Source organism: Pantoea sp. ICBG 828 (genome assembly GCF_002928355.1).
GTDB classification, from domain to species: Bacteria; Pseudomonadota; Gammaproteobacteria; order Enterobacterales; family Enterobacteriaceae; genus Pantoea; species Pantoea dispersa.
The window spans coordinates 106,957-121,632 of record NZ_POWN01000011.1 but is presented as its reverse complement, the minus strand read 5'-3'; the positions used below and the strand labels follow the sequence as shown (position 1 = coordinate 121,632).

Here is a 14,676-nt window from a genome sequence, read left to right as displayed (position 1 = left end):
CTAAGCTTTACTTAGAGTAAAGCTCGACGATCAGGTGTTCGTTAATGTCCGCAGACAGATCGGTACGCTCAGGAATACGCTTGAACACACCTTCCATCTTAGTCGCATCAACTTCCAGCCAGGTTGGCTTTTCACGCTGCTCAGCCAGCTCCAGAGCGGCCTTCACGCGAGATTGCTTTTTGGCTTTCTCACGGATGCTTACGACATCATTCGGAGATACCTGATAAGAAGCGATGTTAACAACGCGACCGTTTACCATTACAGATTTGTGGCTAACCAGCTGACGTGCTTCTGCACGAGTGGCACCAAAGCCCATACGGTAAACTACGTTATCCAGACGACCTTCCAGCAGAGCTAACAGGTTTTCACCGGTGTTGCCTTTCAGACGCGCTGCTTCTTTATAGTAGTTACGGAACTGACGCTCCAGCACGCCGTAGATACGACGAACTTTTTGCTTTTCACGTAACTGGCCGCCGTAATCAGACAGACGCGGTTTACGCGCACCATGCTGACCAGGGGCTTGTTCAATTTTGCACTTGGAATCAATCGCGCGAACGCCAGACTTAAGGAATAAGTCAGTGCCCTCACGACGGCTCAGCTTGAGCTTAGGACCCAAATATCTTGCCATTTTCTTTCTCCAACTAACCTAAAAAACGGAACGTTAAACGCGACGTTTTTTCGGCGGACGACAACCGTTGTGAGGGATCGGAGTCACATCAGTAATATTAGTGATGCGGAAACCAGCGGCGTTCAGAGCACGAATAGTAGATTCGCGGCCTGGACCCGGACCCTTAACCATAACTTCCAGGTTCTTAATACCGTAATCTTTCACGGCTTCTGCACAGCGCTCTGCAGCGACCTGAGCAGCAAACGGAGTAGATTTACGTGAACCGCGGAAACCGGAACCACCGGCGGTTGCCCAACCCAGTGCGTTACCCTGACGATCAGTAATAGTAACGATGGTGTTGTTAAAAGACGCATGGACATGAGCCACGCCATCTGAGACTTGTTTTCTTACACGCTTACGTGCACGAACTGGTGCCTTTGCCATTATTTACTCACCCCGATTATTTCTTGATCGGTTTACGCGGACCCTTACGGGTACGTGCGTTGGTCTTAGTACGCTGACCGCGCACCGGCAGACCACGACGATGGCGTAAACCACGGTAGCAACCAAGGTCCATCAGACGCTTGATGCTCAGGGTGATTTCACGGCGCAGATCACCTTCAACAACGAATTTACCAACTGCTTCACGCAGCTGATCAATTTGTTCTTCAGACAGCTCACTGATCTTAACATTTTCAGCGATGCCCGTTTCAGCACAGATGGCTTTAGAACGGGTTTTGCCGATACCGAAGATCGAAGTTAATGCGATAACGGTATGTTTTTGATCAGGAATGTTAATGCCTGCTATACGGGCCACTATGCACTCCTATAATTAAATAAATGCGTACCATGCTGAAAAGCCCGTTTTCAGGATACTCAAATGGAAACGCATCGACATACAAAAGATTGGCTGGCTAATCTAGCCAGCTCAACCCGACTTTGCAAGAAAAATATGTGACTTAATCAGCCCTGGCGCTGTTTATGCTTAGGCTCGGAGCTGCAGATCACACGTACGACACCGTCGCGACGAATGATTTTGCAGTTACGACATAATTTCTTGACGGAAGCACGAACTTTCATTTTTACTCTCCGTAACTTCTCAAGCTACTGAATTAACGGCCATAGCCTTTCAGGTTAGCTTTCTTCAATGCAGACTCGTACTGACTGGACATCATCAGAGTTTGCACTTGAGCCATAAAGTCCATGATGACAACCACTACAATCAGCAGCGAGGTGCCGCCAAAGTAGAAGGGAACCTTCATGGCATCACGCATGAACTCCGGGATCAGGCAGATAAAAGTAATATACAGTGCGCCGATTAAGGTCAGACGTGTCATTACTTTATCGATGTACTTCGCCGTTTGCTCTCCCGGACGAATTCCCGGTACGAATGCACCAGACTTCTTCAGGTTATCTGCTGTTTCACGCGGGTTGAAAACCAACGCCGTGTAGAAGAAACAGAAGAAGATGATTGCAGTCGCATAGAGTAGCACATAAAGCGGCTGTCCTGGCTGCAAATACAGCGAAATTGTTGTCAGCCAGTTCCAACCGGTACCGCCCCCGAACCAGGATGCTATCGTCGCCGGGAACAGGATAATGCTGGAAGCAAAGATAGCTGGGATTACGCCCGCCATGTTCACTTTCAACGGTAAATGTGTGCTCTGTGCAGCATATACACGACGACCTTGCTGACGTTTAGCGTAGTTGACCACAATGCGGCGCTGGCCACGCTCAACGAAAATAACAAAGAACGTCACTGCAAATACAAGAACTGCAACCAACAGCAACAGAAGGAAGTGCAGGTCGCCTTGCCGCGCTTGCTCGATGGTATGGCCAATGGCCGGCGGTAAACCCGCAACAATACCCGCGAAGATAATGATTGAAATACCGTTACCGATACCTCGTTCAGTAATCTGTTCGCCCAGCCACATCAGGAACATGGTTCCGGTGACCAGACTTACAACAGCGGTAAAGTAGAAAGCAAAGCCTGGATTTAATACCAGGCCCTGCATTCCAGGCATATTCGGCAGACCGGTAGCAATACCGATCGACTGGAATATAGCCAGAACCAGTGTGCCGTAGCGAGTGTACTGGCTGATCTTACGACGACCAGCTTCACCCTCTTTCTTAATCTCGGCCAACGCGGGATGAACCACCGTCAGCAGCTGGATAATAATAGAGGCCGAAATATACGGCATAATACCCAGCGCGAAGATTGAGGCACGACTGAGAGCACCACCAGAGAACATGTTAAACATTTCAATGATGGTGCCACGCTGTTGCTCAAGCAGTTTGGCAAGTACAGTGGCATCGATACCGGGGATTGGAATAAAAGAGCCAATACGGAAGACAATCAGTGCACCGATTACAAACAACAGTCTGCGCTTCAGTTCACCAAAGCCACCTTTGGCACTTTGAAAATCTAATCCCGGTTGCTTTGCCATCTGCTACTTATTCCTCGATTTTACCGCCAGCAGCTTCGATTGCAGCACGAGCACCTTTGGTGACACGCAGACCACGAATCGTAACAGGTGCAGATACTTCACCAGACAGGATCACTTTCGCGAACTCAATCTGTACACCGATGATGTTAGCTGCTTTCAGCGTGTTCAGGTCGACGATACCGCCTTCCACTTTCGCCAGATCAGACAGACGCACTTCTGCAGTCACGAATGATTTGCGCGAGGTGAAGCCGAACTTCGGCAGACGACGGTACAGAGGCATCTGACCACCCTCGAAACCACGACGTACGCCACCGCCAGAACGAGACTTCTGACCTTTGTGACCACGACCGCCGGTTTTACCGAGGCCAGAACCGATACCACGGCCCAGACGCTTGGAAGCGTGTTTAGACCCTTCGGCCGGAGACAGAGTGTTTAAACGCATCTCTTACTCCTCCACTTTCAGCATGTAAGAAATCGCGTTGATCATACCGCGTACAGCTGGCGTGTCTTCACGCTCAACGGTGTGACCAATACGACGCAGACCCAGACCAACCAGAGTGGCTTTGTGCTTAGGCAGGCGGCCGATTGAGCTACGGGTTTGTGTAATTTTGATTGTCTTAGCCATCGTGATTACCCCAGAATTTCTTCAACGGATTTACCACGCTTGGCAGCAACCATATCCGGAGACTTCATATTGCCCAGGCCGTCGATAGTTGCACGAACCACGTTGATCGGGTTGGTGGAACCATAGGCTTTAGCCAGAACGTTATGAACTCCAGCGACTTCCAGAACGGCGCGCATTGCACCGCCGGCGATGATACCGGTACCTTCAGAAGCCGGCTGCATGAACACACGAGAACCCGTGTGCGCACCTTTAACCGGGTGCTGCAGGGTGCCGTGAGTCAGCGCGACATTAACCATATTGCGACGAGCTTTTTCCATCGCTTTCTGGATCGCTGCTGGAACTTCACGCGCTTTACCGTAACCAAAACCAACGCGGCCGTTACCATCACCCACTACAGTCAGAGCGGTGAAGGAGAAAATACGACCACCTTTCACAGTTTTAGAGACACGGTTTACCGCGATCAGTTTTTCCTGCAGGTCGCCAGCTTGTTTCTCGATGTGTGCCATCTTAGACCTCTACCTTAGAACTGAAGGCCAGCTTCACGAGCAGCATCTGCAAGTGCCTGGACGCGACCATGATATTGGAAACCGGAACGGTCGAAAGAAACATCTTTGATGCCTTTTTCGATAGCGCGCTCAGCCAGAGCTTTACCTACAGCTGCAGCGGCGTCTTTGTTACCGGTATACTTCAGTTGTTCAGCGATAGCTTTTTCTACAGTAGAAGCAGCAACCAGAACTTCGGAACCGTTCGGGGCGATTACCTGTGCGTAAATGTGACGCGGGGTACGATGTACCACCAGGCGAGTAGCACCCAGCTCTTTGAGCTTGCGACGTGCACGGGTCGCACGACGGATACGAGCAGATTTCTTATCCATAGTGTTACCTTACTTCTTCTTAGCCTCTTTGGTACGCACGACTTCGTCGGCGTAACGAACACCCTTGCCTTTGTAAGGCTCAGGACGACGGTAGGCGCGCAGATCAGCTGCAACCTGACCAATCAGCTGTTTATCAGCGCCTTTCAGCACGATCTCAGTCTGAGTTGGACATTCAGCAGTGATGCCGGCCGGCAGTGCATGGTCAACCGGGTGAGAGAAGCCCAGGGCCAGACTCACAGAGTTGCCTTTAACAGCTGCACGATAACCAACACCAACCAGTTGCAGCTTCTTGGTGAAGCCTTCGGTAACACCGATAACCATGCCGTTCAGCAGCGCACGGGCAGTACCTGCCTGTGCCCAACCATCCGCATAACCTTCGCGTGGAGCGAAAGTCAGGGCGTTGTCTGCATGCTTAACTTCTACAGCACTGTTGATAGTACGAGTCAGCTCGCCGTTTTTGCCTTTGATCGAAACTTCCTGACCGTTGAGTTTTACCTCTACGCCGGCAGGAACAACGACAGGTGCTTTTGCAACACGAGACATTTTATCCTCCGATTACGCTACGTAGCAGATAATTTCGCCACCAAGACCAGCCTGGCGCGCTGCACGATCAGTCATGACACCTTTAGAGGTAGAAATTACAGCAATGCCCAGACCGGCCATAACTTTTGGCAGCTCATCTTTTTTCTTATAGATGCGCAGACCTGGACGGCTAACACGCTGAATGCTTTCTACAACAGCTTTACCCTGGAAGTACTTAAGAGTCAGTTCCAGTTCCGGCTTGATGTCGCCTTCGATTTTAAAATCTTGAATATAGCCTTCTTCCTTCAGCACGTTGGCAATTGCCACTTTCAGCTTGGAGGAAGGCATAGAGACCGCAACTTTGTTCGCGGCCTGACCGTTACGGATACGGGTCAGCATATCCGCGATCGGATCTTGCATGCTCATCTGTGTTACTCCCGTGATTCAAATGGTGACAATTACCAGCTAGCCTTTTTCAGACCCGGGATTTCACCGCGCATTGCGGCTTCACGGACCTTGATACGGCTCAACCCAAACTTCCGCAGGAAACCGTGCGGACGACCTGTCTGACGGCAGCGGTTACGCTGACGTGAAGGGCTGGAATCACGCGGCAGACTCTGCAGCTTGAGAACGGCGTTCCAACGGTCTTCGTCGGATGCGTTCACATCAGAAATGATCGCTTTCAGTTCAGCGCGTTTTGCGAAGAACTTGTCTGCTAATTTCACACGCTTAACTTCGCGTGCTTTCATAGATTGCTTAGCCATTAAGTAACCCTACCTTACTTGCGGAACGGGAAGTCAAAGGCAGCCAGCAGAGCACGGCCTTCATCATCAGATTTCGCAGTAGTGGTAATGGTGATATCCAAACCACGAACGCGATCGACTTTGTCGTAGTCGATTTCTGGGAAGATGATCTGCTCACGAACGCCCATGCTGTAGTTACCACGACCGTCGAAAGACTTCGCGGACAGACCACGGAAGTCACGGATACGCGGTACAGCAATAGTGATCAGACGCTCAAAGAACTCCCACATGCGCTCGCCACGCAGAGTTACTTTACAGCCGATCGGATAGCCCTGACGGATTTTGAAGCCTGCAACTGATTTGCGTGCTTTGGTGATCAGCGGTTTTTGACCGGAGATTGCTGCCAGGTCAGCTGCTGCGTTATCCAGCAGTTTCTTGTCAGCGATCGCTTCACCAACACCCATGTTCAGGGTGATCTTCTCGACCCGAGGGACTTGCATGACAGAATTGTAGCCAAACTCTGTCATGAGTTTCTGGACTACTTCGTCTTTGTAGTAATCATGCAGTTTCGCCATCGTACTACTCCAAATTACTTGATAGTTTCGCTGTTAGACTTGAAGAAACGGACTTTTTTACCGTCTTCGAATCTAAAGCCTACACGGTCAGCCTTGCCGGTTGCCGCATTGAAGATTGCAACGTTAGAAACCTGAATAGCAGCTTCTTTTTCAACGATGCCGCCTGGTTGGTTCAGAGCCGGAACCGGCTTCTGGTGTTTCTTAACCAGGTTGATACCTTCAACGATGACCTTACCAGAAGTCAGGACATTCTTTACTTTACCGCGTTTACCTTTGTCTTTACCGGTAAGCACGATAACTTCGTCGTTACGACGGATTTTCGCTGCCATTGTTCGCTCCTTAGAGTACTTCTGGTGCCAGAGAGATAATTTTCATGAACTTTTCAGTACGAAGTTCACGAGTTACCGGCCCAAAAATACGCGTTCCGATAGGCTGCTCGCTGTTATTGTTCAGAATAACGCATGCATTACCATCGAAGCGAATGACAGAACCGTCCGGGCGACGAACACCCTTCCTGGTGCGCACCACTACCGCTTTCAGGACATCACCTTTTTTCACCTTGCCACGCGGAATTGCTTCCTTGATGGTCACTTTGATGATATCGCCGACGCCTGCGTAGCGACGGTGCGAGCCACCCAGAACCTTGATACACATTACGCGACGTGCACCGGAGTTGTCGGCGACGTTCAGCATAGTCTGTTCTTGGATCATTTTAGTGCTCCGCTAATGTCAACTACTACTTCGGGACCCAAACCTCAGGTCGTTAAAAAGCCCCATAATTGAGGGCGCGGCATTATAACACCGGTTCTCGCAGATGGGTAGAAAAAATGAACGGCTCCATAGAGCCGTTCATTTTGTTTTTAGAGGAAGCGGATTCTATTACAGAATCGCTTTCTCTACAACGCGAACCAGAGTCCAGGACTTAGTCTTGGACAGTGGACGGGTTTCGCGGATTTCAACCACGTCACCAATTCCACACTCGTTGTTCTCGTCATGGATGTGCAGCTTAGTCGTACGCTTAATGAATTTACCGTAGATCGGGTGCTTCACGAAACGCTCGATAGCAACAACAGCAGATTTCTGCATTTTGTCACTAACAACACGACCCTGCAGAGTACGGATTTTATCGGTCATTACGCCGCCTTCTCAGTCAGTAAAGTCTTAACGCGTGCAACATCACGGCGAACTTGCTTCAGCAGATGGGTCTGCTGCAGCTGGCCAGATGCTGCCTGCATGCGCAGGTTAAACTGCTCGCGCAGGAGGTTAAGCAGCTCAGTGTTCAGCTCTTCAACGCTTTTTTCACGCAGCTCAGTTGCTTTCATTACATCACCGTCTTAGTTACAAAGGTGGTTTTGATAGGCAGTTTTGCTGCTGCCAGCTTGAATGCTTCACGGGCCAGCTCTTCCGGTACACCGTCCATTTCATACAGGACTTTACCAGGCTGGATCAGGGCAACCCAATACTCCACGTTACCCTTACCTTTACCCATACGCACTTCCAGCGGCTTCTCGGTGATTGGTTTGTCCGGGAATACACGGATCCAAATCTTACCTTGACGCTTAACTGCACGGGTCATAGCACGACGTGCTGCTTCGATCTGACGAGCAGTCAGACGACCACGGCCAACAGCTTTCAGACCGAAAGTACCGAAGCTAACATCCGTACCCTGCGCCAGACCGCGGTTACGGCCTTTGTGCACTTTACGGAATTTCGTACGCTTTGGTTGTAACATCAGCGACTCTCCTTACTTACGGCCTTTACGCTGCTGCTTTTTAGGTTGAGCAGCCGGTTCCGGTTGTTCAACAGCAGCCATACCACCCAGGATCTCACCTTTGAAGATCCATACCTTAACGCCGATTACACCATAAGTGGTGTGCGCTTCAGAGGTGTTGTAGTCAATGTCAGCACGCAGAGTGTGCAGCGGTACACGACCTTCACGGTACCATTCGGTACGTGCGATCTCAGCACCGCCCAGACGGCCGCTAACTTCAACTTTGATACCTTTAGCGCCCAGACGCATTGCGTTCTGTACAGCACGCTTCATCGCACGACGGAACATCACACGACGCTCCAGCTGTGAAGTGATGCTGTCAGCAACCAGTTTTGCGTCCAGTTCCGGTTTACGGACTTCGGCGATATTGATCTGTGCAGGAACGCCAGCGATGTTCGCTACGACCGTGCGCAGTTTTTCAACGTCTTCACCTTTTTTACCGATAACGATACCCGGGCGAGCGGTGTGAATGGTCACACGGATGCTCTTAGCCGGACGCTCGATAACGATGCGAGATACAGACGCTTTTGCCAGTTCTTTGTTCAGGAACTGACGTACTTTAAAGTCGCTGTCCAGGTTGTCAGCGAATTCTTTGGTGTTCGCAAACCAGGTTGAGTTCCATGGTTTTACAATACCCAGGCGAATACCATTAGGATGTACTTTCTGACCCATTGCTAGTCTCCAGAGTCTCAGCGATCGGACACAACCACAGTAATGTGGCTGGTGCGCTTCAGGATGCGATCTGCACGACCTTTAGCACGCGGCATAATGCGCTTCATGCTAGGGCCTTCATCTACGAAAATTTTCGCAACTTTCAGATCGTCGATATCAGCGCCATCGTTGTGTTCGGCGTTAGCAATGGCAGATTCCAGGACTTTCTTAACCAGTACAGCCGCTTTCTTGTTGGTGTAAGTCAGAATATCCAGAGCCTGCGACACTTTCTTACCGCGAATCAGGTCAGCAACAAGGCGAACCTTCTGAGCAGAAGAACGAGCATGGCGATGTTGAGCAATAGTTTCCATCTCTTCCTCCTACTTATTTCTTCTTGGCTTTCTTATCAGCAGCGTGGCCGCGATAAGTACGTGTCGGTGCAAATTCACCCAGCTTGTGGCCGACCATTTCGTCGGAAACAAAGACAGGAACGTGCTGACGACCATTATGGACAGCGATGGTCAAACCGATCATGTTAGGGAAGATCGTTGAACGACGGGACCAAGTGCGCAGGGGCTTCTTGTCACCGCTTTCCACCGCTTTCTCTACCTTCTTCAGCAAGTGCAGGTCAATAAAAGGACCTTTCTTGAGAGAACGTGGCATGGCTTATCCTCTAAAATTATTTGCTACGGCGACGTACGATAAATTTATCAGTACGCTTGTTGCTACGGGTCTTCTTACCTTTGGTCTGAACGCCCCACGGAGTTACCGGGTGCTTACCAAAGTTACGACCTTCACCACCACCGTGCGGGTGATCGACTGGGTTCATCGCAGTACCGCGAACGGTAGGACGAACACCACGCCAACGGGTTGCACCGGCTTTACCCAGAACGCGCAGCATGTGCTCAGCGTTACCGACTTCGCCCAGGGTTGCGCGGCAGTCAGCTTCGACTTTACGCATTTCGCCTGAACGCAGACGCAGGGTAACGTAGGAACCTTCACGCGCAACGATCTGCACGTAAGCACCAGCAGAACGGGCAATCTGACCGCCTTTACCTGGTTTCATTTCTACGTTGTGCACGGTTGAACCAACCGGGATGTTACGCATCGGCAGGGTGTTACCTGCTTTGATCGCAGCATCAACGCCAGACTGAATCTGGTCGCCAGCTTTCAGGCCTTTAGGGGCCAGGATGTAACGGCGCTCGCCATCTTTGTACAGAACCAGTGCGATGTTCGCAGAACGGTTCGGATCGTACTCAAGACGCTCAACAACTGCCGGGATACCATCTTTGTTGCGTTTGAAGTCAACAATACGGTAAGCCTGCTTGTGACCACCACCGATATGACGGGTAGTGATACGACCATTGTTGTTACGACCACCGGATTTGCTGTTTTTTTCAACCAGCGCGGCAAAAGGCTTGCCTTTGTGCAGCTCAGGGTTCACCACTTTAACAACGTGACGACGACCCGGAGATGTCGGTTTACATTTAACAACTGCCATTGTCTTTCTCCTCCGACTTACTCAGCGCCGCCGACGAAGTCCAGGTTCTGGCCTTCTTTCAGGGTGACGTAAGCTTTTTTCCAGTCGCTACGACGACCGATACGCTGTCCGTGACGCTTAACTTTACCCTTAACAACCAGGGTGTTTACGTCTTTCACTTCTACTTCGAACAGTTTCTCAACAGCAGCAACGATCTCTGCTTTGGTCGCGTCTTTGGCAACTTTGAGAACGATGGTATTGGTTTTTTCCATCGCGGTTGATGCTTTTTCAGATACGTGCGGCGCGCGCAGTACTTTCAGCAGACGTTCTTCACGGATCATGCCAGCATCTCCTCAACTTGCTTAACTGCTTCTGCAGTCATAACGACTTTGTCGAAGGCGATCAGGCTAACTGGGTCGATACCCGCTGCATCACGCACGTCAACCTTGTACAGGTTACGCGCAGCCAGGAACAGATTCTCATCCAGTTCACCGGTGATGATCAGCACGTCTTCCAGCGCCATGTCTTTCAGTTTCTGTACCAGCAGCTTAGTTTTAGGCGCTTCAACAGAGAACGACTCGACAACGATCAGACGGTCCTGACGTACCAGCTCGGACAGGATGCTTTTCAGCGCGCCGCGGTACATCTTTTTGTTAACTTTTTGACTGTGGTCCTGTGGACGCGCAGCGAAGGTCACGCCACCTGAACGCCAGATCGGGCTCTTGATAGAACCTGAACGCGCACGGCCGGTGCCTTTCTGACGCCATGGCTTTTTGCCTGAACCAGTTACTTCAGCACGAGTTTTCTGCGCGCGAGTACCCTGACGAGCACCTGCAGCGTAAGCAACAACAACCTGGTGAACCAGCGCTTCGTTGAAATCACGACCGAAGGTAGTTTCGGAAACAGTCAGCGCGCTCTGCGCGTCTTTCAGTACTAATTCCATTGCTATCCCCTTACGCCTTCACAGCTGGTTTAACAATCAGGTCGCTGCCGGTTGCACCCGGGACAGCACCTTTGACCAGCAGCAGGTTGCGCTCAGCGTCAACACGTACTACTTCCAGGCTCTGAACGGTTACGCGCTCATTACCCAGCTGACCAGCCATTTTCTTGCCTTTGAACACTTTGCCCGGAGTCTGGTTCTGACCGATAGAACCCGGAACGCGGTGAGACAAGGAGTTACCGTGTGTAGCGTCCTGGGTACGGAAGTTCCAGCGCTTAACGGTACCTGCGAAACCTTTACCTTTAGAGGTACCGGTAACGTCTACTTTTTTAACGTCAGCGAAAATTTCAACACTGATGCTCTGGCCAACAGAGTATTCTTCACCTTCGGTGCGGAATTCCCACAGACCACGGCCAGCTTCAACGCCAGCTTTAGCAAAATGACCTGCTTCCGGCTTACCAACACGGTTTGCTTTTTTCGCACCGGTGGTAACCTGGATCGCCTGGTAACCATCGTTTTCCAGACCTTTGACCTGGGTAACGCGGTTTGCTTCAACTTCGATTACGGTTACTGGGATTGAAACGCCTTCTTCAGTGAAGATGCGCGTCATGCCCACTTTTTTACCGACTAAACCAATCATTGTATCAACCTCTCAATCGCTCGATGACCTGATTAACCCAGGCTGATCTGCACGTCAACACCGGCAGCCAGATCCAGACGCATCAGAGCATCAACGGTTTTTTCAGTTGGCTCAACGATGTCTACCAGACGCTTGTGAGTGCGGATTTCGTACTGATCACGCGCATCTTTGTTAACGTGCGGAGAGATCAGAACGGTGAAGCGCTCTTTGCGAGTCGGCAGCGGGATCGGACCACGTACCTGCGCACCAGTGCGCTTGGCAGTCTCGACGATTTCCGCGGTTGATTGATCGATCAGGCGATGATCAAACGCTTTAAGACGGATACGGATTCTTTGGTTCGACATGAGACCAAGGCTCCAAACATTTTATAAACGAAAAAAATTACTACCCGCACCCATTACGATTGATGGGGGAGTGTAATCGTTCAGCATATAACTCCCCAATCGGGAGTATTGTCAGGCGATACACTAATCGCTATCGCCTGCGATTCTGCTCGAATCGCGCCACACCAATATCGGCAGGCCCGCGCATTATACGCAAATCTGTTCAGGAAGCAACCCATGCTGCGTTTTTAACCGCAAAAGCGCGCGCCGGTAAAAAAGCCCGCACGGGGCGGGCTGCAATGGATAGATGGAACGGCACGGCAAACGCTACTTATCGCCCTCTTCTTTCAGCTGGGCCTGCAGATAGTTTTGCAGACCCAGTTTCTGAATCAGGTCGAGCTCAGTTTCCAGCCAGTCGATATGGTGCTCTTCATCCGCCAGAATCTCGATCATCATGTCGCGGCTGACGTAATCATGAACTTTATCGGCGTACGCAATCGCTTCGCGTAAGTCTTTCGCCCCTTCCAGTTCGAGCGTCAGGTCCGATTGCAGCATTTCCGGTACGTCTTCACCAATGCGCAGCCGGCCGAGATCCTGCAGATTAGGAATGCCTTCGAGAAACAAAATGCGTTCGATGTACTTGTCCGCATGTTTCATTTCATCAATGGATTCATGGTATTCGACATCGTTGAGGCGTATCAGGCCCCAGTTTTTGAACATGCGCGCATGTAGAAAGTACTGATTGATTGCAACCAGTTCATTTCCCAGCAATTTATTGAGGTGAGTAATAATTTTGCCGTCGCCCTTCATTTTGCTTCCTCCGCTTGCAGATAAATAGAGCGTAGATGCGGATAAAAAGAAGTCAAAAAAACGCGACAGTTTTTGGGGTTATTCAGGCGAAGCGGATGCGTAGTTACGCTATCTCTTTGTAAAGCGGCACGTTTTGCATTTCATCATCCATAATCTCGCGCGCCACGCGAATACACTTGCCGCACTGCTTGCCGACAGGCACCAGCTGGCGCAGTTGCTGAATCGATTTGGGTTGATAACGGCGGACAACTTCACGCAGGGTTCGGTCGCTTACGGCATTACACAGACAGACGTACATTTACAGCCCACTCCAGTACAATTTCTGATCAAAGTGTAAATGAGAATGGTTTTTATTTCAACGTAACTTTTGTGTGGGATTAGGCGTGCCGGTCAATGCAAAGCAAAAAAAAGAGCACCGAAGTGCTCTTTTTCATGCTGCGGTGGCAACCGGAGTTACCACCGTTATTAACGCAATTAAGCGAGAACTTCAGCAACAACGCCCGCGCCAACGGTACGGCCGCCTTCGCGGATTGCGAAACGCAGACCCTGGTCCATCGCGATTGGGTGGATCAGCTCAACGGTCATTTTGATGTTGTCGCCTGGCATTACCATCTCAACGCCTTCTGGCAGTTCGATGTTGCCGGTCACATCAGTAGTACGGAAGTAGAACTGTGGACGGTAGCCTTTGAAGAACGGAGTATGACGGCCGCCTTCGTCTTTAGACAGTACGTACACTTCTGATACGAACTTGGTGTGTGGCTTGATGGTACCTGGCTTAGCCAGAACCTGACCACGCTGGATCTCTTCACGCTTGATACCGCGCAGCAGAACACCACAGTTCTCGCCTGCCTGACCCTGGTCCAGCAGTTTGCGGAACATTTCAACACCGGTACAGGTAGATTTAGCAGTCGCTTTGATACCAACGATTTCTACTTCGTCGCCCACTTTCACGATGCCGCGCTCAACACGACCGGTAACAACGGTACCACGGCCAGAGATTGAGAATACGTCTTCGATTGGCAGCAGGAACGGCAGATCGATAGCACGTACTGGATCTGGAATGTAAGTATCCAGGTGACCAGCCAGCTCAACGACTTTCGCTTCCCACTCAGCGTCGCCTTCCAGCGCTTTCAGCGCAGAACCGCGTACGATTGGGGTATCGTCGCCTGGGAAGTCGTACTGAGACAGCAGATCGCGAACTTCCATCTCAACCAGTTCCAGCAGCTCTTCGTCATCAACCATGTCGCACTTGTTCAGGAACACGATGATGTAAGGAACGCCAACCTGACGACCCAGCAGGATGTGCTCACGGGTCTGTGGCATTGGGCCATCAGTCGCAGCAACAACCAGGATCGCGCCGTCCATCTGCGCAGCACCGGTGATCATGTTTTTCACATAGTCGGCGTGGCCTGGGCAGTCAACGTGTGCGTAGTGACGGGTCGGGGTTTCATATTCAACGTGAGAGGTGTTGATGGTGATACCACGAGCCTTCTCTTCTGGCGCGTTATCGATCTGATCGAATGCACGAGCCTGGCCGCCGTAGGTTTTAGCCAGAACGGTGGTGATGGCTGCAGTCAGGGTGGTTTTACCGTGGTCAACGTGACCGATGGTGCCCACGTTTACGTGCAGTTTGTTACGTTGAAATTGCTCTTTCGCCATGGCGATAATCCT

The 14,676-nt window shown here is 50.9% G+C and carries 29 protein-coding genes; all 29 read right to left on the bottom strand.

Annotated elements, in window-relative coordinates:
* Positions 1 to 7: 7 nt before the first annotated feature.
* The 29 genes from rpsD to tuf all read right to left on the bottom strand — a co-directional run bounded on the left by rpsD (position 8) and on the right by tuf (position 14,664).
* Entirely contained in the window at positions 8 to 628 is a 621-nt protein-coding gene (gene rpsD / locus C1Y43_RS21440) for a 30S ribosomal protein S4 (RefSeq protein WP_010618555.1), read from the bottom strand.
* Positions 629 to 661: 33 nt separating this feature from the next.
* Positions 662 to 1,051 carry a 30S ribosomal protein S11 gene (gene rpsK, locus C1Y43_RS21435; RefSeq protein ID WP_004160563.1) on the bottom strand — a complete coding sequence of 130 codons (390 nt, stop codon included), beginning with the start codon at positions 1,049 to 1,051 and terminating at the stop codon, positions 662 to 664.
* Positions 1,052 to 1,067: 16 nt separating this feature from the next.
* Positions 1,068 to 1,424 carry a 30S ribosomal protein S13 gene (gene rpsM, locus C1Y43_RS21430; RefSeq protein ID WP_021508223.1) on the bottom strand — a complete coding sequence of 119 codons (357 nt, stop codon included), beginning with the start codon at positions 1,422 to 1,424 and terminating at the stop codon, positions 1,068 to 1,070.
* A gap of 146 nt (positions 1,425 to 1,570) precedes the next feature.
* Entirely contained in the window at positions 1,571 to 1,687 is a 117-nt protein-coding gene (rpmJ, locus tag C1Y43_RS21425) for a 50S ribosomal protein L36 (RefSeq protein ID WP_071813610.1), read from the bottom strand.
* A gap of 32 nt (positions 1,688 to 1,719) precedes the next feature.
* A complete protein-coding gene (gene secY / locus C1Y43_RS21420; RefSeq protein WP_021508222.1) occupies positions 1,720 to 3,051 on the bottom strand; it encodes a preprotein translocase subunit SecY in 1,332 nt (443 codons plus the stop codon).
* Between the two features lie 7 nt (positions 3,052 to 3,058).
* The gene (rplO, locus tag C1Y43_RS21415; protein ID WP_021508221.1) at positions 3,059 to 3,493 is read right to left on the bottom strand and encodes a 50S ribosomal protein L15; all 435 of its coding nucleotides are present in this window, start codon (positions 3,491 to 3,493) and stop codon (positions 3,059 to 3,061) included.
* A 3-nt stretch (positions 3,494 to 3,496) separates the two neighbouring features.
* Complete coding sequence (gene rpmD, locus C1Y43_RS21410) at positions 3,497 to 3,676, bottom strand: 50S ribosomal protein L30 (protein ID WP_013510758.1); 180 nt, start codon at positions 3,674 to 3,676, stop codon at positions 3,497 to 3,499.
* Between the two features lie 5 nt (positions 3,677 to 3,681).
* Complete coding sequence (gene rpsE, locus C1Y43_RS21405) at positions 3,682 to 4,182, bottom strand: 30S ribosomal protein S5 (protein WP_010618560.1); 501 nt, start codon at positions 4,180 to 4,182, stop codon at positions 3,682 to 3,684.
* 14 nt (positions 4,183 to 4,196) lie between these two features.
* Positions 4,197 to 4,550: a 50S ribosomal protein L18 gene (gene rplR, locus C1Y43_RS21400; protein ID WP_013510760.1), complete on the bottom strand. Its 354-nt coding sequence runs from the start codon at positions 4,548 to 4,550 to the stop codon at positions 4,197 to 4,199.
* Positions 4,551 to 4,559: 9 nt separating this feature from the next.
* Positions 4,560 to 5,093 (bottom strand): 50S ribosomal protein L6, encoded by a 534-nt coding sequence (gene rplF, locus C1Y43_RS21395; RefSeq protein WP_007891676.1) that lies wholly within the window; start codon positions 5,091 to 5,093, stop codon positions 4,560 to 4,562.
* Positions 5,094 to 5,105: 12 nt separating this feature from the next.
* Positions 5,106 to 5,498, bottom strand: a complete 393-nt coding sequence (rpsH, locus tag C1Y43_RS21390; protein WP_021508220.1) for a 30S ribosomal protein S8 — start codon at positions 5,496 to 5,498, stop codon at positions 5,106 to 5,108.
* 32 nt (positions 5,499 to 5,530) lie between these two features.
* Positions 5,531 to 5,836, bottom strand: a complete 306-nt coding sequence (gene rpsN, locus C1Y43_RS21385) for a 30S ribosomal protein S14 (RefSeq protein WP_010618564.1) — start codon at positions 5,834 to 5,836, stop codon at positions 5,531 to 5,533.
* A 14-nt stretch (positions 5,837 to 5,850) separates the two neighbouring features.
* Complete coding sequence (gene rplE, locus C1Y43_RS21380) at positions 5,851 to 6,390, bottom strand: 50S ribosomal protein L5 (RefSeq protein WP_013510763.1); 540 nt, start codon at positions 6,388 to 6,390, stop codon at positions 5,851 to 5,853.
* Between the two features lie 14 nt (positions 6,391 to 6,404).
* Positions 6,405 to 6,719 (bottom strand): 50S ribosomal protein L24, encoded by a 315-nt coding sequence (gene rplX / locus C1Y43_RS21375; RefSeq protein ID WP_021508218.1) that lies wholly within the window; start codon positions 6,717 to 6,719, stop codon positions 6,405 to 6,407.
* A 10-nt stretch (positions 6,720 to 6,729) separates the two neighbouring features.
* Positions 6,730 to 7,101 carry a 50S ribosomal protein L14 gene (gene rplN / locus C1Y43_RS21370; RefSeq protein WP_006120590.1) on the bottom strand — a complete coding sequence of 124 codons (372 nt, stop codon included), beginning with the start codon at positions 7,099 to 7,101 and terminating at the stop codon, positions 6,730 to 6,732.
* A gap of 168 nt (positions 7,102 to 7,269) precedes the next feature.
* Positions 7,270 to 7,524 carry a 30S ribosomal protein S17 gene (gene rpsQ / locus C1Y43_RS21365; RefSeq protein WP_010618568.1) on the bottom strand — a complete coding sequence of 85 codons (255 nt, stop codon included), beginning with the start codon at positions 7,522 to 7,524 and terminating at the stop codon, positions 7,270 to 7,272.
* The gene (gene rpmC, locus C1Y43_RS21360) at positions 7,524 to 7,712 is read right to left on the bottom strand and encodes a 50S ribosomal protein L29 (protein ID WP_021508217.1); all 189 of its coding nucleotides are present in this window, start codon (positions 7,710 to 7,712) and stop codon (positions 7,524 to 7,526) included. The genes rpsQ and rpmC overlap by 1 nt, the downstream gene beginning before the upstream one ends.
* Positions 7,712 to 8,122 carry a 50S ribosomal protein L16 gene (gene rplP / locus C1Y43_RS21355; protein ID WP_002438716.1) on the bottom strand — a complete coding sequence of 137 codons (411 nt, stop codon included), beginning with the start codon at positions 8,120 to 8,122 and terminating at the stop codon, positions 7,712 to 7,714. Before rplP ends, rpmC begins: the two co-directional genes overlap by 1 nt.
* Before the next feature lie 12 nt (positions 8,123 to 8,134).
* Complete coding sequence (rpsC, locus tag C1Y43_RS21350) at positions 8,135 to 8,833, bottom strand: 30S ribosomal protein S3 (RefSeq protein ID WP_021508216.1); 699 nt, start codon at positions 8,831 to 8,833, stop codon at positions 8,135 to 8,137.
* 17 nt (positions 8,834 to 8,850) lie between these two features.
* Positions 8,851 to 9,183 carry a 50S ribosomal protein L22 gene (gene rplV, locus C1Y43_RS21345; protein WP_007891659.1) on the bottom strand — a complete coding sequence of 111 codons (333 nt, stop codon included), beginning with the start codon at positions 9,181 to 9,183 and terminating at the stop codon, positions 8,851 to 8,853.
* Between the two features lie 13 nt (positions 9,184 to 9,196).
* The gene (gene rpsS, locus C1Y43_RS21340) at positions 9,197 to 9,475 is read right to left on the bottom strand and encodes a 30S ribosomal protein S19 (RefSeq protein ID WP_001138115.1); all 279 of its coding nucleotides are present in this window, start codon (positions 9,473 to 9,475) and stop codon (positions 9,197 to 9,199) included.
* 16 nt (positions 9,476 to 9,491) lie between these two features.
* Complete coding sequence (rplB, locus tag C1Y43_RS21335) at positions 9,492 to 10,313, bottom strand: 50S ribosomal protein L2 (protein ID WP_010618573.1); 822 nt, start codon at positions 10,311 to 10,313, stop codon at positions 9,492 to 9,494.
* A gap of 17 nt (positions 10,314 to 10,330) precedes the next feature.
* The gene (rplW, locus tag C1Y43_RS21330) at positions 10,331 to 10,633 is read right to left on the bottom strand and encodes a 50S ribosomal protein L23 (RefSeq protein ID WP_010618574.1); all 303 of its coding nucleotides are present in this window, start codon (positions 10,631 to 10,633) and stop codon (positions 10,331 to 10,333) included.
* Complete coding sequence (rplD, locus tag C1Y43_RS21325; protein WP_021508215.1) at positions 10,630 to 11,235, bottom strand: 50S ribosomal protein L4; 606 nt, start codon at positions 11,233 to 11,235, stop codon at positions 10,630 to 10,632. Before rplD ends, rplW begins: the two co-directional genes overlap by 4 nt.
* Positions 11,236 to 11,245: 10 nt before the next feature.
* A complete protein-coding gene (gene rplC, locus C1Y43_RS21320; protein WP_021508214.1) occupies positions 11,246 to 11,872 on the bottom strand; it encodes a 50S ribosomal protein L3 in 627 nt (208 codons plus the stop codon).
* A 32-nt stretch (positions 11,873 to 11,904) separates the two neighbouring features.
* A complete protein-coding gene (rpsJ, locus tag C1Y43_RS21315) occupies positions 11,905 to 12,216 on the bottom strand; it encodes a 30S ribosomal protein S10 (protein WP_006120582.1) in 312 nt (103 codons plus the stop codon).
* Positions 12,217 to 12,522: 306 nt separating this feature from the next.
* Positions 12,523 to 13,005, bottom strand: coding sequence for a bacterioferritin (gene bfr / locus C1Y43_RS21310; RefSeq protein ID WP_021508213.1), 483 nt, complete (start codon positions 13,003 to 13,005; stop codon positions 12,523 to 12,525).
* A gap of 103 nt (positions 13,006 to 13,108) precedes the next feature.
* Positions 13,109 to 13,303 carry a bacterioferritin-associated ferredoxin gene (gene bfd, locus C1Y43_RS21305; RefSeq protein ID WP_058776567.1) on the bottom strand — a complete coding sequence of 65 codons (195 nt, stop codon included), beginning with the start codon at positions 13,301 to 13,303 and terminating at the stop codon, positions 13,109 to 13,111.
* Positions 13,304 to 13,479: 176 nt separating this feature from the next.
* Positions 13,480 to 14,664 carry an elongation factor Tu gene (gene tuf, locus C1Y43_RS21300; RefSeq protein ID WP_058770981.1) on the bottom strand — a complete coding sequence of 395 codons (1,185 nt, stop codon included), beginning with the start codon at positions 14,662 to 14,664 and terminating at the stop codon, positions 13,480 to 13,482.
* Positions 14,665 to 14,676: the final 12 nt, after the last annotated feature.

Coding starts and splice junctions, on each gene's coding strand:
- rpsD (WP_010618555.1), bottom strand. CDS start 628: ATGGCAAGATATTTGGGTCCTAAGCTCAAGCTGAGCCGTCGTGAGGGC.
- rpsK (WP_004160563.1), bottom strand. CDS start 1,051: ATGGCAAAGGCACCAGTTCGTGCACGTAAGCGTGTAAGAAAACAAGTC.
- rpmJ (WP_071813610.1), bottom strand. CDS start 1,687: ATGAAAGTTCGTGCTTCCGTCAAGAAATTATGTCGTAACTGCAAAATC.
- secY (WP_021508222.1), bottom strand. CDS start 3,051: ATGGCAAAGCAACCGGGATTAGATTTTCAAAGTGCCAAAGGTGGCTTT.
- rplO (WP_021508221.1), bottom strand. CDS start 3,493: ATGCGTTTAAACACTCTGTCTCCGGCCGAAGGGTCTAAACACGCTTCC.
- rpmD (WP_013510758.1), bottom strand. CDS start 3,676: ATGGCTAAGACAATCAAAATTACACAAACCCGTAGCTCAATCGGCCGC.
- rpsE (WP_010618560.1), bottom strand. CDS start 4,182: ATGGCACACATCGAGAAACAAGCTGGCGACCTGCAGGAAAAACTGATC.
- rplR (WP_013510760.1), bottom strand. CDS start 4,550: ATGGATAAGAAATCTGCTCGTATCCGTCGTGCGACCCGTGCACGTCGC.
- rplF (WP_007891676.1), bottom strand. CDS start 5,093: ATGTCTCGTGTTGCAAAAGCACCTGTCGTTGTTCCTGCCGGCGTAGAG.
- rpsH (WP_021508220.1), bottom strand. CDS start 5,498: ATGAGCATGCAAGATCCGATCGCGGATATGCTGACCCGTATCCGTAAC.
- rpsN (WP_010618564.1), bottom strand. CDS start 5,836: ATGGCTAAGCAATCTATGAAAGCACGCGAAGTTAAGCGTGTGAAATTA.
- rplE (WP_013510763.1), bottom strand. CDS start 6,390: ATGGCGAAACTGCATGATTACTACAAAGACGAAGTAGTCCAGAAACTC.
- rplX (WP_021508218.1), bottom strand. CDS start 6,719: ATGGCAGCGAAAATCCGTCGTAACGACGAAGTTATCGTGCTTACCGGT.
- rplN (WP_006120590.1), bottom strand. CDS start 7,101: ATGATCCAAGAACAGACTATGCTGAACGTCGCCGACAACTCCGGTGCA.
- rpsQ (WP_010618568.1), bottom strand. CDS start 7,524: ATGACCGATAAAATCCGTACTCTGCAGGGTCGTGTTGTTAGTGACAAA.
- rpmC (WP_021508217.1), bottom strand. CDS start 7,712: ATGAAAGCAACTGAGCTGCGTGAAAAAAGCGTTGAAGAGCTGAACACT.
- rplP (WP_002438716.1), bottom strand. CDS start 8,122: ATGTTACAACCAAAGCGTACGAAATTCCGTAAAGTGCACAAAGGCCGT.
- rpsC (WP_021508216.1), bottom strand. CDS start 8,833: ATGGGTCAGAAAGTACATCCTAATGGTATTCGCCTGGGTATTGTAAAA.
- rplV (WP_007891659.1), bottom strand. CDS start 9,183: ATGGAAACTATTGCTCAACATCGCCATGCTCGTTCTTCTGCTCAGAAG.
- rpsS (WP_001138115.1), bottom strand. CDS start 9,475: ATGCCACGTTCTCTCAAGAAAGGTCCTTTTATTGACCTGCACTTGCTG.
- rplB (WP_010618573.1), bottom strand. CDS start 10,313: ATGGCAGTTGTTAAATGTAAACCGACATCTCCGGGTCGTCGTCACGTT.
- rplW (WP_010618574.1), bottom strand. CDS start 10,633: ATGATCCGTGAAGAACGTCTGCTGAAAGTACTGCGCGCGCCGCACGTA.
- rplD (WP_021508215.1), bottom strand. CDS start 11,235: ATGGAATTAGTACTGAAAGACGCGCAGAGCGCGCTGACTGTTTCCGAA.
- rplC (WP_021508214.1), bottom strand. CDS start 11,872: ATGATTGGTTTAGTCGGTAAAAAAGTGGGCATGACGCGCATCTTCACT.
- rpsJ (WP_006120582.1), bottom strand. CDS start 12,216: ATGTCGAACCAAAGAATCCGTATCCGTCTTAAAGCGTTTGATCATCGC.
- bfr (WP_021508213.1), bottom strand. CDS start 13,005: ATGAAGGGCGACGGCAAAATTATTACTCACCTCAATAAATTGCTGGGA.
- bfd (WP_058776567.1), bottom strand. CDS start 13,303: ATGTACGTCTGTCTGTGTAATGCCGTAAGCGACCGAACCCTGCGTGAA.
- tuf (WP_058770981.1), bottom strand. CDS start 14,664: ATGGCGAAAGAGCAATTTCAACGTAACAAACTGCACGTAAACGTGGGC.